14 protein-coding genes are annotated in these 15451 nt (G+C 49.9%); 9 read left to right on the top strand and 5 right to left on the bottom strand.

The features are described 5' to 3' along the window. Positions 1 to 133: 133 nt before the first annotated feature. On the bottom strand, positions 134 to 859 hold the full coding sequence (locus ACW9JV_RS00545; protein WP_457330284.1) for a glycerophosphodiester phosphodiesterase: 726 nt from the start codon (positions 857 to 859) through the stop codon (positions 134 to 136). Between the two features lie 158 nt (positions 860 to 1017). Between ACW9JV_RS00545 and ACW9JV_RS00540 the strand changes: the two genes are divergently transcribed. Further along, positions 1018 to 3111: a transglycosylase domain-containing protein gene (locus ACW9JV_RS00540; RefSeq protein ID WP_457330282.1), complete on the top strand. Its 2094-nt coding sequence runs from the start codon at positions 1018 to 1020 to the stop codon at positions 3109 to 3111. A gap of 145 nt (positions 3112 to 3256) precedes the next feature. On the opposite strand, the gene ACW9JV_RS00535 is transcribed toward ACW9JV_RS00540, so the two are convergent. From ACW9JV_RS00535 to ACW9JV_RS00525, 3 genes are read right to left on the bottom strand one after another with little or no spacing between them, the layout of a single operon-like run. After that, positions 3257 to 3814, bottom strand: coding sequence for a YwhD family protein (locus ACW9JV_RS00535; RefSeq protein WP_457330280.1), 558 nt, complete (start codon positions 3812 to 3814; stop codon positions 3257 to 3259). Positions 3815 to 3868: 54 nt separating this feature from the next. After that, entirely contained in the window at positions 3869 to 4366 is a 498-nt protein-coding gene (locus tag ACW9JV_RS00530; protein ID WP_457330278.1) for a YwgA family protein, read from the bottom strand. 50 nt (positions 4367 to 4416) lie between these two features. After that, a complete protein-coding gene (locus ACW9JV_RS00525) occupies positions 4417 to 5745 on the bottom strand; it encodes an HD domain-containing protein (RefSeq protein WP_457330276.1) in 1329 nt (442 codons plus the stop codon). 180 nt (positions 5746 to 5925) lie between these two features. Between ACW9JV_RS00525 and ACW9JV_RS00520 the strand changes: the two genes are divergently transcribed. Then, on the top strand, positions 5926 to 6774 hold the full coding sequence (locus tag ACW9JV_RS00520) for a lipoate--protein ligase family protein (protein ID WP_457330274.1): 849 nt from the start codon (positions 5926 to 5928) through the stop codon (positions 6772 to 6774). Between the two features lie 445 nt (positions 6775 to 7219). Here the strand turns inward: ACW9JV_RS00520 and pta are convergent, their stop codons facing one another. Next, positions 7220 to 8218 carry a phosphate acetyltransferase gene (pta, locus tag ACW9JV_RS00515; protein ID WP_457330272.1) on the bottom strand — a complete coding sequence of 333 codons (999 nt, stop codon included), beginning with the start codon at positions 8216 to 8218 and terminating at the stop codon, positions 7220 to 7222. A 358-nt stretch (positions 8219 to 8576) separates the two neighbouring features. On the opposite strand from pta, the gene ACW9JV_RS00510 reads away from it, so the two are divergent. From ACW9JV_RS00510 to ACW9JV_RS00480, 7 genes are all read left to right on the top strand, one after another. Next, positions 8577 to 9401, top strand: a complete 825-nt coding sequence (locus ACW9JV_RS00510) for an oxidoreductase (RefSeq protein WP_457330270.1) — start codon at positions 8577 to 8579, stop codon at positions 9399 to 9401. 105 nt (positions 9402 to 9506) lie between these two features. Continuing rightward, entirely contained in the window at positions 9507 to 10256 is a 750-nt protein-coding gene (gene hemQ / locus ACW9JV_RS00505) for a hydrogen peroxide-dependent heme synthase (RefSeq protein ID WP_457330268.1), read from the top strand. A gap of 114 nt (positions 10257 to 10370) precedes the next feature. Further along, the gene (locus ACW9JV_RS00500; RefSeq protein ID WP_457334517.1) at positions 10371 to 10796 is read left to right on the top strand and encodes a cell wall hydrolase; all 426 of its coding nucleotides are present in this window, start codon (positions 10371 to 10373) and stop codon (positions 10794 to 10796) included. A 26-nt stretch (positions 10797 to 10822) separates the two neighbouring features. Further along, positions 10823 to 11215, top strand: coding sequence for a spore coat protein GerQ (gene gerQ, locus ACW9JV_RS00495; protein ID WP_457330266.1), 393 nt, complete (start codon positions 10823 to 10825; stop codon positions 11213 to 11215). Positions 11216 to 11493: 278 nt separating this feature from the next. Then, entirely contained in the window at positions 11494 to 13647 is a 2154-nt protein-coding gene (locus tag ACW9JV_RS00490) for an AAA family ATPase (protein ID WP_457330263.1), read from the top strand. A 320-nt stretch (positions 13648 to 13967) separates the two neighbouring features. Next, complete coding sequence (locus ACW9JV_RS00485; RefSeq protein ID WP_457330261.1) at positions 13968 to 14294, top strand: DUF3817 domain-containing protein; 327 nt, start codon at positions 13968 to 13970, stop codon at positions 14292 to 14294. Between the two features lie 110 nt (positions 14295 to 14404). After that, entirely contained in the window at positions 14405 to 15220 is an 816-nt protein-coding gene (locus ACW9JV_RS00480; protein ID WP_457330259.1) for a DUF368 domain-containing protein, read from the top strand. Positions 15221 to 15451: the final 231 nt, after the last annotated feature.

The raw sequence follows: 15451 nt of genomic DNA, 5'->3' as shown, positions 1-15451 counted from the left end.
TAAAACGTATGTTTATAAATAAAAACTTTTGTTTAAACGCATTATATCTGACTCCTCCCGCTTCGTCAATCCATCCATCCTTTATCAAAATAAGGCCGGAGCTTTCTCTTCCTGAAAAGCTCCGGCCTGACGTTTACCCCTTTCGGTTAGGACGGATGATGTTGGGGTGATTGGTCGTAATGATGAGATCACGGGAAAGGCGGCAGAGCCGTTCGACGACATGAGACTGATTCACCGTCCAGACATTAACACGATACCCGTTATACTGCATCAGATCGACCAGGGCCTTCCCTGCCATTTCGTGATAGATCATCATACATTCAGCCCCGGCATCCTCCATCTGTTCCAGAGGAATGACCGGGCGGTTCATAAATATGAGCCCGGTCTGTACCGAAGGGTCGATCTGTTTCACTTTTTTCACAGCCATATGGTCAAAGGAGCCGACCAGTGTGGTGCGGATGATATCATATTTACGCAGCAGCCGGACGACTTTTTCCTCCAGTCCGGAATAAAGATCTCTGCGCTGCTTCAGTTCAATCGTCAGTGTCTTTTTACGGTTCATCCGCCTGAGGACGTCTTCCAGGGTCTGGATTCTCTGCCCGGCAAATGTTTTACCGAACCAGGAGCCGGCATCCAGCGCTTTCAGTTCATTGACGGTATAGTCCCGCACCGCTCCCCGTCCGTTTGTTGTGCGTTTCACCGTCTGATCATGAATCACCACCGGCACCTTGTCCCGTGAAAGATGGACGTCCAGTTCAATCCCGTCCACTTTCGGCGAAGTCCACGCCAGCTCAAACGCGGCAAGTGTATTTTCGGGAGCCCTGCCGGACCAGCCCCGGTGGGCAATACATTGTACCATTTCCAGAACCCCTTTTTTTATATCTTCTCTTTCAAGTATACAAAAAATCATTGCCTTCGTGTTTATGGGCGGTATATTTTCCCATGATACAAGTTTAAAAGCAGACGGATTTACCAAGAATGATGAAAAGCAGGAGCTTCTATCAGGAGGGGGAACCAATGAACACAGCAGTGCGTCAACGCAGCCGGCAGAGACCGGGGTGGATCCGGCTGTTGATCCGGTGTCTTCTTGTCACCGGTATTATAGGAATGAGCGCTATACTGGCCGCTGTCGGTGCCGCCTTTGTGCTGCAGCCTCCGCCGATCCAGGTGGATCAGTCCACTGTATTTTACGGAGCCGATCAATCCGTGATCGGCGAACACCATAACGGGAAGCAGCGGTACTGGGCTGAACTTGATGATATCTCCCCGCATCTCGTTGACGCGGCGGTGGCCGTAGAGGACCGGGAGTTTTACGAACACAATGGCTTTGATCTATCACGTATTCTCTCCGCTGCCGCCGTCAATATCAGGACATTTTCCAAATCACAGGGAGCAAGCACGATTACCCAGCAGTATGCCCGCAATCTGTTTTTATCCCATGAAAAAACGTGGTCGCGCAAACTGGAAGAGGCGTTCTATGCCCTGCGCCTGGAAATGCATTATGCGAAGAAGGATATCCTTGAGGGCTATCTGAATACGATTTATTTCGGGCACGGTGCCTATGGAATCGAAGCCGCTTCCCGTCTTTATTTTGATACATCCGCTGAAGACCTGTCCCTGGCTGAAGCGTCTCTTTTAGCCGGCGTTCCGAAGGGGCCGTCCTATTACTCGCCATTCTCCCATCCGGAACGTGCCCGCAAGAGACAGCGCCTCGTACTCTCCTCCATGGAACAGACCGGTTTCATTACAGAGGCCGAACGTGAAAAAGCGGAACAGGCCCCCCTTTCACTGGAGCCCGTGGGCACGCTGGCTGATGACCGGACCGGCCCCTATTTTCAGGATTATGTGGAGTCGCTGCTGGAACAAAAATATGATCTCGATCCGGATCTTCTGGAACAAGGAGGCCTGCGCATCTATACCACGCTGGATCCCGGACTTCAGGAAAAAGCGGAAAAATGGATACGGCTGGAAATGCCGAAAGACTCGGAGCTGCAGGGAGCGCTTACCGCCATGGATCCCGATACCGGCAACGTTCTTGCGATGGTTGGGGGCCGAAATTATCAGGAAAGCACCTACAACCGGGCCGTCGACGCAGCCCGCGCTCCCGGCTCTGCGTTGAAGCCGTTTCTTTATTATGCGGCGCTCGAAGATGGGTTGACTCCGTTAACATCGTTCCGGAGCGAACCGACGGAATTTGATATCGGGGAAGATGGAGAAACCTATGCGCCGGGCAATTATGGGGAGATTTACGCGCATGATTATATTCCGATGTATGAAGCACTGGCTGTATCAGATAATATTTACGCCGTCAAAACCCATTTGTATCTGGGACCCGATGCGCTCGTAAACACCGTGAAAGAAGCTGGGATTTCGAGCGAACTGTCTCCCATTCCCTCCCTTGCCCTCGGTACCCAGAACGTAACACTGCTGGATCTGACCAGCGCCTATGTTCCGTTTGCCAACGGCGGCAAAAAAGCAGAACCGCGCCTGATTCAAAAAATCGTAGACGCCGACGGCAATGTGCTCGTCGACAATGAACCGGATACCGAACAGATCTTTGATCCTCAAAAAACATATGTCGTGACAGATATGATGAAAGGCGTATTCGACGTTTCCATGAATGCTTATACGTCGGTAACCGGACGTTCCGCGGCGCATCTGTTCGACCGGCCGCTTGCCGGTAAAAGCGGGTCCACCGATTACGACAGCTGGATGGCAGGTTCTTCCCCTCAACTCACCGCCGCTGTGTGGGTCGGTTATGATGATAACCGGGAGATGAATCATGCAGAAGAAGGACAGATTTCCAAACGAATCTGGGCAAAGTTTATGGACGAAGGGCTCGAAGGGGAACTGAAAATGGATTTTCCATCTCCAGACGGGGTTGTACAGGCATCAATTGATCCCGATACCGGACTGCTTGCTTCCGAAGAATGCGGTCCTTCACGGACCATCGCTTTTGAAGAAGGGACAGAACCGCAGCGATCCTGCACCAAAGAGCTTGAAAACGAGCAGGAAGACCGTCCTGAAAAACATCCGAATCAAAAAGAAGAGGAACTGCCGGAAAAGCAGGAGAAATTCTGGGACAGGCTGAAACGCTGGATACAACCCTGAAAAAACCAAAACGTGCAGGAGGCTGGATGGGCGCTCCTGCACGTTTTGGTGTCCTAGTTTATGATGCGTGCGTGTATTTCCAGTGTATTGATAATTGGCAGAAAGAACAACCGCTGTGCGGATTGTTCAAAAATCGTTCAAAAGTTCAGCTGTCCTCTTCCTTGTTTTCCTTGACATTCAGCAACTGGTGGAGTTCCTCGCTGGAATGATCCCAGATGTTTTTATCGAATGCCTTCAGGTACTCGCCCAGAATATATTTGGAATGCTCATCCATGTGATCCACGACAAGTTTCCCTTTCATCGATTTATCCATGTTGTTTACATGTTCCGGCATGCTCTTATATCCTTTGCGGATCCTTTTGTCGGAATCCTCTACCAGCGTTTCACATGCTCCTACGCCGGCATAGTAAGGTTTCCCGTCTTTATGGTCTACCGTCACCCAGACGAGCCAGTACAGTTTCGGATTGGGCACATCCTCTTTATCCGCTGAAAATTTTACTTTCTTTTCTATTTCGGAGCGGGCATGGAGCGCTCCCATATCTACAAACGCCCGGTCTTCTGCGGGATCAATGATGATCGGAGACATATTATCCAGACTTAACGTACCCGCGCCGAAGCCACCATCACCGCCGGTGGCATCTCCACTCAAGATATTAAACCCGCCGCCTTTTCGTTTCTTATCGTCCTTATCAAAAAGATCCATACAATCGTCTCCTTTTAAAAAGTCTCTTTCTTCATCATACCCTGTTTCTCCTCTTCATTTCAAAGAATCAATCAACTGCCAGGCTTCCTCTATATCCTCTTCCGAGTAGTTCTGGCTTTTTTTCAGCGTTCCGACTTTTTCCTTCACTTCATCCTTGGTTAATTCCTCAAAATATAACATGGTGGAAACGAGCTCCAGAAACCTGGCACTGTATTCATTTAACCGCCGGGTAATCATTTCTGCTTTGCGGCGCGGCCAGTCCAGCTGCATGTTCTGCAGGAAGGTGTTCCCCTGTTCGGTGAGCTGGTACCGGTACTGATAATATCCCGATTTCGTTTCCTTGATTTCAGACATGAAACCGAGACTGCACAGTTCTTCCGTTCTCATCGTCAGTTCCTCGGAATAAGGCCCGTACATATGAAACGTATATTTTTCCTGCAGGGGCAGCTGCATTTTCTTGCTGATATAGACGATCTTCTGCCATTTCTTACGGCCTACCACTTCCCCGGCGTCCTGTAACAACGCCAATAACTTTGCATGATCAGGCAGCATTGCCGATATCCTCCTTCGTGGTCCATCCACTCATATTCTATGTGCGGCGGTTATTCCGCTTCCCCATCCCGTCCATCAGGTTCTTCATAGGAAAACAGAATGTTTTTGATCTGCTGTTTTTCGTTTTCATGACCGGGCGTTTCCAGCCACTCCTGCGGATAGTACAATTTATGATCCGTTCTTTTTTTTCCTGATATGGCTTCCACCAGATCCGATTCCCTCGACAGCTCCCGGAGCCGTCCTCCCGGCATCAGGAGATGAATCGGCATCCGTTCTTCTTCCTCACCGGGCCGGTAGAAATCATACGGAAGATCCGACGACGAATCAATCACAAGATAGTATTCCGGATCAATCCCGGCGTTGGAAAACAGGTTCTGAAGCTTTGTCCATTCATTCAGCAGAAGGCTTTGGCTGAATTCCACATATTTAAACAGGTTCCGGTTCAGAAAACGCCGGCAGAGGTCCTTCAGGATGTCATCGTCTTCATACTGCCACATCTGAAAGTAGTACATGACTACCGACTCGTCCAGGCACAGATAATTTTCAAGGGTCAGTGTGCCTTCAAAGAATCCCTGAAAGTGGTAGGGATCCTGGAAAAAAGGATATCCTTCCTCCCGTAATTTTTTTACGCGCTGCAGAATTTTACTTAAAATCACTTCCGCACTGCGTGTGACAGGGTGAAAGTAAACCTGCCAGTACATCTGATACCGGCTCATGATGTAATCCTCTACGGCGTGCATGCCGGTGTTTTTAATGACGGCCTGATCCTCGGTCGGGCGCATGACACGCAGAATCCGTTCCATGTCAAAATGCCCGTAACTGACCCCTGTATAGTATGCATCGCGCTGCAGGTAATCCATACGATCCGCATCAATCTGGCTGGAGATCATGCTGACCACGAGTTTATTAGGATACGTCTTTTCAATCACATCGGCGACATCCTGGGCAAACGTCTCCCCCATTCTGCGCAGCACCTGGTTGACTTCCGTATCCCCTGTAATGATTTTTCTTGTCCACCATTCATGATCCGTCTGGAAAACTTTTTCAAAGGAATGCGAAAACGGACCGTGGCCGATGTCATGAAGCAAAGCGGCACTTAGGCAGAGAAGGCGTTCTTCCTCCTGCCAGTGCGGCCTTCCATCAAACACTTCGATGATTCGTCTCATGATTTCGTACACACCCATGGAATGGTTGAAACGGGTATGCTCCGCTCCGTGAAATGTCAAAAACGTGGTGCCGAGCTGACGAATCCGCCGCAGCCGCTGAAATTCGCGGGTGCCGATCAAATCCCAGATCAGTTCATCCCGAATATGAATATAGCGGTGAACAGGGTCTTTAAACACCTTTTCTTCCTGCAGTTTTCGGTTGCCTTCTTTCATGGGCCGTTTCCCGCTCCCTTATGTATGCTCTGCCTTTGGGCACGCCTATAGTAGTATCCTTTATTATACCAACCGGTCCGCTTCCTTGGCAAAACCTCTCAAAAGACGGTCACATTTCACCAATCCCCATTTCATGCTATAATCTACAAAGCTATATCCTTTTAGAACGGAGTTCAGCTCATGAGTATGAATGAAATGTTCCAAGGCAGAAGCTGGCGCTGGGTGGATCACGCGGGGTCCGGCCTTCATTTCGACCCTCTACAGTCTTTTGCCTACGACGATACGTTTTGTGTCAGTGCCGGTCTGGGGAGTGACCCTATCATGCGGGCATGGGTGCATCCCCCCACCGTTGTGCTCGGCATTCAGGACAGCCGTCTTCCGTCGGCGGCGGACGGCATTGCCTTTCTCGAGAATGAGGGATACCGGGTTATCGTCCGGAACTCCGGCGGACTCGCGGTTGTACTGGACGAGGGTATTTTAAATTTGTCTTTTATTTTTAAAGAACATAAACAGTTCTCGATTCACAGCGGCTATGATTTCATGTGGGAAACGGTACGGCAGCTGTTCACGGATGCCCCCGGGCCGATTGATGCGTATGAAGTTAAAGGATCGTACTGCCCGGGAGATTATGATCTTAGTATCGATGGAAAAAAATTCGCCGGTATCTCCCAGCGCCGCATCCGCGGCGGCGCTGCAGTCCAGATCTATATGGCCGTTAAGGGCAGCGGAGCCGGCCGGGCCCGCCTGTTGAAACAGTTTTACGAGCGGGCGGTGCAGGGAGGACCGTCGAAATTTGAATGGCCCCGTATTCGTCCTGAAGTGATGGCTTCTCTTTCCGAATTATACGAAGAAGAATGTTCAATAAACGATGTACTATACCGCCTCCTCACGACAGTAAAAGACGAAGGAGCCTTCATTGAATCTTCTGGACTCGATGACGAAGAGAAGGATCGGTTCGATACGTTCTACAACCGTGTCCTTGACCGCAGCAGCAAAGCGCTCCGGAAAACAAAGCGCCAGAATATATAAGGATGACTTTTAAAAAGTCTTATGGAAACGAAGAATCTGAGACAAAAGAATAGAAGCCAACCGAAAACCCGAATGAACGACTAGCTCGCTGCGGCCGGCCACTGCGCTTTCCATGGGGACGGCTTCAGCTAACTTGGTAAAGAAGACTGCTTTACCAAGTGGATCTTCAGCTCGTCCTCGTCCCATTGGAGTCTCCGTGACCGGCCTCCGCTGGATAGAAAGGGAAGCCGATCTAATCACAAAAGGAGAATACTTAAAACGGCAATTCAGCGGAGTCAGAGATTTTAGCTGATCTTCCTCCTTTCGAGCCGTGCCCGCGGAAAGACGAAGTGTTTTGGGGCAGCGGTTTATCTTAGGAACGAAAGATGCCGAACGATTTTAAAAAATCGTTCGGCATCTTTCTATCTTATAAAGGTTTTGTCGAACCTTTTTTCTTTTTCCCTTTTTATGCCTTAATCAGAGTTTTTTTTTCTGTGATGGCCTGCTGCCCGGTAATCAATGCGAGATTGTATACATCCATCACGCTGCAGCCGCGGGATAGATCGTTCACCGGTTTGTTGAGCCCCTGCAGGATCGGTCCGACAGCCTCATAGCCGCCAAGGCGCTGGGCGATTTTATATCCCAGGTTGCCCGATTCCAGACTCGGGAAGATAAAGACGTTTGCTTCCCCCCGTAGCGGCGAATCCGGTGCTTTTGTCTGCGCGACTGCCGGTACAAACGCGGCATCAAACTGGAATTCTCCGTCGATCATAAGATCCGGACGGTCCTCCTGTGCTTTCTTTGTCGCTTCCGACACCTTCTGGGTTTCCATGGAAGAGGCGGAGCCTTTCGTCGAGAAACTGAGCATGGCCACTTTGGGATCCATGTCAAATGTCTGGGCGGTTTCCGCCGTCGATACCGCGATTTCAGCGAGTTCTTCTGCGCTTGGCGAGATGTTAATTGCGCAGTCGGCGAAGACAAATTTCTTCTCATCTTTTACCATAATAAACACGCCGGACGTTTTTTGAATGCCTGGTTTTGTTTTAATGATCTGGAGGGCCGGGCGCACCGTATCCCCCGTGGAATGAGCGGCGCCGCTCACCAATCCGTCTGCTTCGTCCATATGGACAAGCATAGTACCGAAATAATTGGGATCCTGCAGCTTCTCCTGTGCGCTTTCTTCCGTTTCTTTTCCTTTACGGCGTTCCACAAAGGCTGCCGTCATGCGGTCGAAATGTTCATAGGTTGCCGGATCGTATATTACTGCATTCCCCAGGGAAACACCGAGTGCTTCCGCCTTGTTCTGCACCTCGTCTTTATTTCCGATAATGACCGGCTGCAGCATATTGTCCGCTGACAATTTAGCCGCTGCTTCAATAATCCGGTCATCGTCTCCTTCCGGAAACACAATGGAAGGATAGGAAGCTTTCACCTGGCTCTTAACAATCTCAAACAGATCGCTCACAGCCGATTCCTCCTTTATATCTATATCACATTCCCCGTGTCTATCTAATGGATCATCTATTCCTACTATACCCTGTTCAAGCTCGAACTACATATTTCATGAAAACTTGTCACTCTTTTTTCATTCACCAGCATACTCCTGTATATCAAAAAAATAAACCCAAAGACTTAAAATAATAAAAATAGAAATTTTCTAACCGGTATTCGTTTTCAACCCCTGTCAAATCAAGCGTTTTCACATTCATTTCTATATGTTTCACGTGAAACATTTTCAGCCCGGAAAGAATGATGAATACTACTTTTCTGTATCATAATAATAAAAGAATGATCAGAAACGACCCGACAAAGGAGCATATAGTATGGATGAAAAACGATGGATGCACCCTCTTCCCCTTCGCAACATCACCCTTCCGAGCAGCGTCATGATGGAAGTAAGCGAAACACAGGACATCGATCTTTATAAATATTACGCAGAACGGGAGATCAGTCTTCTCCTTTCCAACGAAACAGACAATCATTCTCTGGATCACTGGGAACCAACGATACAAGCCGTCCACGACGTACAGGGAACGATCATACTGCAGCTGAATTCCAGCCGGCAGTACATCGAAGCTGCTTCCAGAGAAACAGCCCTGCATGACATCCACCAGATGATTCAGTCGTTTGCCGATCAGGCCGCAGAGGCGGAACGAACCGGATTTGACGGTGTGGAAATTTTAGGAACAAAAGGTTCCGGCGTTTACTCCTTTATGTCATCCGAAGCCAATGAACGAACCGGACAGTGGGGCGGGTCCCGCGAAGACCGTCTTCACTTTCCGCTTGCCGCCGCCAGACATATCCGGGAATATACCGGAGGCGATTTCCCTGTTCTTTTCCGGCTGCCCTGCGCCGGCATCGGCATCGATGAAGAAGAGATCACGGAAGCGGCCGAACAGTTGGAAGCCTCCGGCGTGGATATGCTGCATATTGGAAGCGGCAGGCACGGGTCTTCTCCTGAATCCATCCATCATAACATTTATACGGCTTTGTCCATCAAACAGGCTGTCTCTCTCCCGGTGGCAGTATCTTTCGGTAACGAAGCGGGAGAAGCATCCTTGCAGCAATGCGAAGATACTTCGTTGGACGGAATCTCCCTGACACATGGAAATGATGCATGGAAGCCATTGTTTTTGACCAAAAATTGAAACCTTAAGGAAAAGGACAGTCTCAAGGGGCTTGTTTTTTTCGTATTCTTTCATTCATGGTATAGTGTTTGATAACAGAGAATTTTTCCAAAGGAGTGGTACATAATGAGTGAACCGTCCCAAACCCTTGACGGCTGGTTCTGCTTTCATGATCTGCGCAAAATAGACTGGGCAGCCTGGCGGAAGGTTCCTGAAGAGGAGCGGCAGGCCATGGTTAATGAATTTGTGGATGTTGTACAAACATGGAAAGGCGTGGAAGAAAGAGAGACAGGCAGTTATGCTCTTTATACGGTTGTCGGGCATAAAGCCGACCTGATGATGGTGAATCTGCGCGATTCGATGAACGACCTGGATGCGATCGAACAAACATTCAATAAACTGCGCCTCGCGGATTTTACCACACAGACCTACTCTTACGTATCTGTCGTGGAACAGGGCAACTACACCCCTCCAAAAGACGGCAGTGATCCCCTGGACAATCCGAATATGCGCGCGAGAGTTTATCCTATTCTGCCGAAATGGAACCATATCTGCTTTTATCCGATGGATAAAAAGCGGGAAGGAAATGATAACTGGTACTCCCTTCCGATTGAAGAACGCGTGGAATTAATGAAGGCGCACGGTAAAACCGGCCGTAAATATGCCGGCGAGATCAAACAGATTATCTCCGGCTCCACCGGTCTTGATGACTGGGAGTGGGGCGTCACCCTGTTTGCCCATGACGCCCTGCAGTTCAAAAAGCTCATTTATGAAATGCGCTTTGATGAAGTGTCTGCCCGGTACGGGAAGTTCGGCGCTTTTTATGTCGGAAACCTTCTGGAACCGGAGCAGGCACAGCATTTTTTTCAGCTGTAACGACAGAATAAGGACAAAAGACCGGTGTGAAAACGCCGGTCTTTTTTTAACATATCCTGCTTTTTGTTTTCATAGGGTACAGTAGTGTGAAGCTGTAAAAAGCGGGGTGATGTCATCGCAGTCATTAAGGCACCGACCGAAGATCTTAAAATGCTGGCCCGTTTGATGCGGGCGGAATCCGAGGGAGAAGGCAAGCTGGGCATGCTTCTTGCTGGGAATGTGATGGTAAACCGGGTGTATGCCAACTGTCTGGATTTTCAAAACATCCGCACTATTCCTGAGATGGTCTACCAGTCCCCGGGTGGATTTGAAGCGGTGCAAAGAAGTTATTTCTACCAGCGGGCGCGGAACCGTGATGTCCGCCTGGCGCGCCGTCTTGTGCAAGGTCAACGGTTTTCCCCTGCCGAGAATTCCCTCTGGTTTTACCGGCCGGGAGGGGACTGCCCGGCAGAATGGTTCGGACAGCCGAACGTCGGTCGTTATAAAGCCCACTGTTTCTTTTCACCCCGATATGAAGACTGTCCTGAAGTATACCGGTAATTCCCACTCAAAAGGAGGCACTTTTCGTGTACAATTATTATCCCTGGTACCCCATGCAGCAGTCCGCAGGCTGGTACCCTTACGGACCGGAGACGGATATGTACCGGCAGAACAGCAATAACATTAATGGCAATGGTAACGGCATACTGCCGATGGAACAATCCTACATTGAAAATATTCTTCGTCTGAACAGCGGCAAAATGGCTTCCGTCTATATGACATTTGAAGCAAATCCGGATTGGCAGTCGATGGTGTTCCGCGGCGTCATTGAAGAAGCTGGGCGCGACCATATTGTACTCAGAGATCCCGACAGCGGAAAATGGTATCTACTGTTGATGATCTATCTCGATTATGTCGTCTTTGATGAAGAAATCAACTATCAATATCCTTATGACGGGCAGAGCCCGGCCTCCCGTTAACCAGGTTTAAAACGCCGGCGTATGTGCAATAGTCACAACAGGAAAGCAGGCAGTGCGTGAACCTTCATGCACTGCTTTTTTCTTTGCTTTCTTAAAAATTTAAAGCTTACCCCTTGAAAGTCAAAAATGGTCAGTGTACAATATGATTACAAGGTCAAAGAAAGTCAAAGTCAAAACAGATGATTTGATACCTTGTCACCCACGCGTTAAGATGCCAATTAAAGATAAATAACTGTCGACAACAAGCACCATAATGAATTAAAGGAGGAAAACGAATCATGAGAAGATGTGAATATTGCAAACAGCGCCAGGCGCGCATTGAATTGAATATGAACATTAATGGATATCAGCAGAAAATGAATTTATGCGATATATGCTACCACGAAGTACGAAATGAAATGAAACAGCCGTCCAGCTTCGGCGGCGGACAGTCCTCTGCGTTTGACCAGTTCTTCCAGAACATGATGGGAGGACAGCAGCAGATGGACGGCGCTCAGGACCAGTCTGGACAGGCCCAGCAGGGCGGCGGAAACGGTGGTCTTTTGGATGACCTTGGGAAGAACCTATCCGACGCTGCCCGCGCCGGCATGATCGATCCGGTCATCGGCCGTGAAACAGAGGTGGAACGTGTTATTGAAACGTTGAACCGCCGCAACAAGAATAACCCGGTGCTGATCGGGGAAGCCGGTGTCGGTAAAACCGCCATCGCTGAAGGGCTCGCCCTCCGGATTACCGAAGGCGATGTACCGAACAAACTGAAAAACAAAGATATCTACCTGCTTGATGTTTCTTCCCTCGTCGCCAATACCGGTGTACGCGGACAATTCGAAGAAAAAATGAAGCAGCTTCTGAAAGAACTGCAGGAGCGTAAAAACGTCATCGTCTTTATCGACGAAGTTCATCAGATTGTCGGCGCCGGTTCCGCGGAAGGGTCATCTGACGCAGGCAATATCATGAAACCGGCCCTCGCCCGCGGTGAAATTCAGGTCATCGGTGCGACTACGTTGAATGAATACCGTAAAATCGAAAAAGACGCCGCGCTTGAACGCAGATTCCAGCCGGTTATGGTGAACGAACCATCCCTGGAAGACTCCGTCAGCATTTTGGAAGGCTTGCAGAACAACTATGAACAGTATCATCAGGTTTCCTATACCGAAGATGCGCTGCAGGCCTGCGTGAACCTGTCGAACCGCTATATTCAGGACCGTTTCCTGCCGGACAAAGCGATTGACCTGCTTGATGAAGCCGGCTCAAAAATCAACCTGATTCACAGCGAAGACGACGAGCAGGAACTTCGCAGCCGCATAGAACAGACCGCCGCGGACAAGGAAAAAGCCACCCAGCAGGAAGACTATGAACGGGCGGCCCAGCTCCGCGACGAGGAAGCCAAACTCCAGAAACAGCTTGAAGAATCGGAAGGCGGCAGAGATATCTCCAATCGTGACGCGGTCGTAGACGTCGATACGATCCAGCAGATTGTCGAGAATAAAACCGGCATTCCGGTCCGTCGTCTGCAGCGGGATGAACAACAGAAGATGAAAGACCTGCCGGAACGCCTTCGCGCAAGCGTCATCGGCCAGGATGAAGCGGTCAGCAAGGTTGCCCGTTCCATCCGCCGTAACCGTGCCGGACTTCGGAGAGGCACACGCCCGATCGGCTCCTTCCTGTTTGTCGGACCGACCGGCGTCGGAAAAACCGAGCTCTCCAAGTCTCTCGCCAGAGAAATGTTCGGCGACAGTGAAGCGATGATACGCCTCGACATGAGTGAGTATATGGAAAAACATTCTGTTTCCAAACTCGTCGGTTCTCCGCCCGGATATGTAGGACATGATGAAGCAGGACAGCTGACCGAAAAAGTGCGCCGTCAGCCGTACAGCATCATTCTGCTCGACGAAATCGAAAAAGCGCACCCCGACGTGCAGCACATGTTCCTGCAGATCATGGAAGACGGCCGTCTGACAGACAGCCAGGGCCGCACCGTGAGCTTTAAAGATACCGTGCTCATCATGACATCCAACGCCGGCTCCAACGTGAAACACGTCACCGTCGGGTTCGGAAATAAAGATAATGTGGAACCGAAATTGATGGAATCCCTGTCGGACTACTTCAAGCCTGAATTCCTCAACCGGTTTGACAGCATCGTGTCCTTTGAAGAACTCAAACAGGAAGACCTTGTCACGATCGTTGATCTGATGCTCGAAGACATCGTCGACGCAGCCAAGGAGCAGAATCTTAACGTCACCATCTCTCAGGAAGCTAAAGAGATGCTGGCCGAAGAAGGATATGACCCGGCATTCGGCGCCAGACCGCTCCGCCGCGTCATCGAAGAAAAAGTCGAAGACGGCATCGCTGACTTGATGCTCGAGGAAGAAGACCTTGAAAACATCCAGGTCACCGTCGAAGACAACGACATCTCCGTCGTCAAAGCATAATATTCACTTCTCCAGGGACCAACCTTTTCGGTTGGTCCCTTTTTATGTTTGGCGTTGTTGAATGTCCAGCCGTTCGGGGCCTGAGCCGAAGGAAGCTTGAAGCACTGGCCGGTGGGTGAAAAATCGGACGTTATTTCCTCCTTTTTCCATGTGAAAAAAGCGGATTCTGGCTTGAATAACGGAATGGATGGCCGCCATGTTTTCTTTTGACAAAATGCCGGTCCAAACAAACGTCATAAAACATCCATTGTTTCCCTGTCCCGTCCATGCTATGCTTCTAGTGGATAAACCACTTTCATGCGATGAGGTGAAAGATAAAAATGCTATCTTCTGCGATTGGTAGACTTCGGGCGGCGGGTATCCTTGAAGGGATATCGTTTATTGTGCTGCTTTTTCTGGCGATGCCGTTGAAGTACGGCCTCGGCATGGACATGGCGGTAACGATTGCCGGTTCTGTCCATGGCGGTTTGTTTATTTTATATATGCTGGCGGTGCTGTTCGTCTGGATTCAGCGGCGCTGGCCTGTTCCAAGAGCCATGATTGCGGCGGTGGTGTCCGTCATTCCATTCGGTCCGTTCGTGTTTGACCGCAGCCTGCGGAAAGAAGAAGAACTCGGGACAGCCCCGGGAAACGCCATTGGCCTGTAAAAAGTACGTCCCTGTAACATTTACGCTGTCAGGGACGTCTTTTTGTGTGCATGACAATATCAGCTTGTACATACGTATCATTGAAAAACATCAACTGAAGGAGATTTGCTATGTTCGAATGGAAAAATATTCTCAGGGGTGCGGCAATGGGAATCAGCGATATTATTCCCGGTGTCAGCGGCGGCACCATCGCCCTTGTGCTCGGCATTTACCACCGGCTGATCGCCGCGATCAACAACCTGTTCAGCAGGCGCTGGAAAGAGCAGCTCGGCTTCTTCATCCCGCTTGGTATCGGGATCGGCGCTGCCATCTTCGGTTTAAGCAGTGTACTGGACTGGCTCCTGGCCGATTATCCGCAGCCGACGTTTTTCCTGTTTATGGGGTTGATACTCGGGACGATTCCCCTTCTGCTCCGCGAAGCCGACTATAAACGGGCATTCAACGGCAGTCATTATGTAATTGCAGGGATTGCCGCCGTACTTGTTATTTTGTCCGGGCTTTTCGGGGGAGAAGAGAAGGAGGCCATGCAGAATCTGGCCGCCTCCGATTATCTCCTCTTCTTTTTCTCCGGCTGGATCGCGAGTACAGCGATGATCCTCCCCGGTATCAGCGGTTCGTTTATTTTACTGCTCCTCGGCGTGTACGGCACTGTCATTCATGCGGTAAGCTCCTTGCAGTTTTCGGTGCTGCTCGCGGTGGGAGCAGGGATTGTCGTCGGCCTGGCGATCATGAGTAAACTCCTGCACTACCTGCTGCGCCGGCACACTGCAGGAACCTACGCCGTGATGACAGGCCTTTTAACTGGGTCGTTGTTTGTCATATTCCCCGGCCTCAGTGCCGGCTTCGTCCAGTTTTTCGTCAGCCTTTTCACCTTCGCCGCCGGACTGGTCATTGCCGCGGTACTTGGAAAAGTGGAACGCAGGTAATGTAACATTTTTAGGTGTTTCTGCTGCTCCGCAGAAACTTGCATAATTCAGTATAGTTGGCATATAATAATGGCAGAGGCACAAGAAGTGCCCCTGCCTAAACAAGATGCGAACCATCCCTCTTAAGGAGGGCTTAAAACAGAATGGTTTAAATAGAAACCCATCCTACTTAGAGTGGCTGCTCTTTAGGATGGGTTTCTTATCTCTTGTCGGAAACGAGAACCAGCAGCA

This window comes from Salibacterium sp. K-3, from assembly GCF_054052005.1.
This window is presented reverse-complemented; position numbering and strand designations above follow the sequence as displayed.

Excerpts from the sequence above, each read along its gene's own strand:
- ACW9JV_RS00520 (WP_457330274.1), top strand. The coding sequence starts at position 5,926 with ATGAGTATGAATGAAATGTTCCAAGGCAGAAGCTGGCGCTGGGTGGAT.
- ACW9JV_RS00510 (WP_457330270.1), top strand. The coding sequence starts at position 8,577 with ATGGATGAAAAACGATGGATGCACCCTCTTCCCCTTCGCAACATCACC.
- hemQ (WP_457330268.1), top strand. The coding sequence starts at position 9,507 with ATGAGTGAACCGTCCCAAACCCTTGACGGCTGGTTCTGCTTTCATGAT.
- ACW9JV_RS00485 (WP_457330261.1), top strand. The coding sequence starts at position 13,968 with ATGCTATCTTCTGCGATTGGTAGACTTCGGGCGGCGGGTATCCTTGAA.
- ACW9JV_RS00480 (WP_457330259.1), top strand. The coding sequence starts at position 14,405 with ATGTTCGAATGGAAAAATATTCTCAGGGGTGCGGCAATGGGAATCAGC.
- ACW9JV_RS00490 (WP_457330263.1), top strand. The coding sequence starts at position 11,494 with ATGAGAAGATGTGAATATTGCAAACAGCGCCAGGCGCGCATTGAATTG.
- ACW9JV_RS00545 (WP_457330284.1), bottom strand. The coding sequence starts at position 859 with ATGGTACAATGTATTGCCCACCGGGGCTGGTCCGGCAGGGCTCCCGAA.
- ACW9JV_RS00525 (WP_457330276.1), bottom strand. The coding sequence starts at position 5,745 with ATGAAAGAAGGCAACCGAAAACTGCAGGAAGAAAAGGTGTTTAAAGAC.
- ACW9JV_RS00530 (WP_457330278.1), bottom strand. The coding sequence starts at position 4,366 with ATGCTGCCTGATCATGCAAAGTTATTGGCGTTGTTACAGGACGCCGGG.
- ACW9JV_RS00540 (WP_457330282.1), top strand. The coding sequence starts at position 1,018 with ATGAACACAGCAGTGCGTCAACGCAGCCGGCAGAGACCGGGGTGGATC.
- ACW9JV_RS00535 (WP_457330280.1), bottom strand. The coding sequence starts at position 3,814 with ATGGATCTTTTTGATAAGGACGATAAGAAACGAAAAGGCGGCGGGTTT.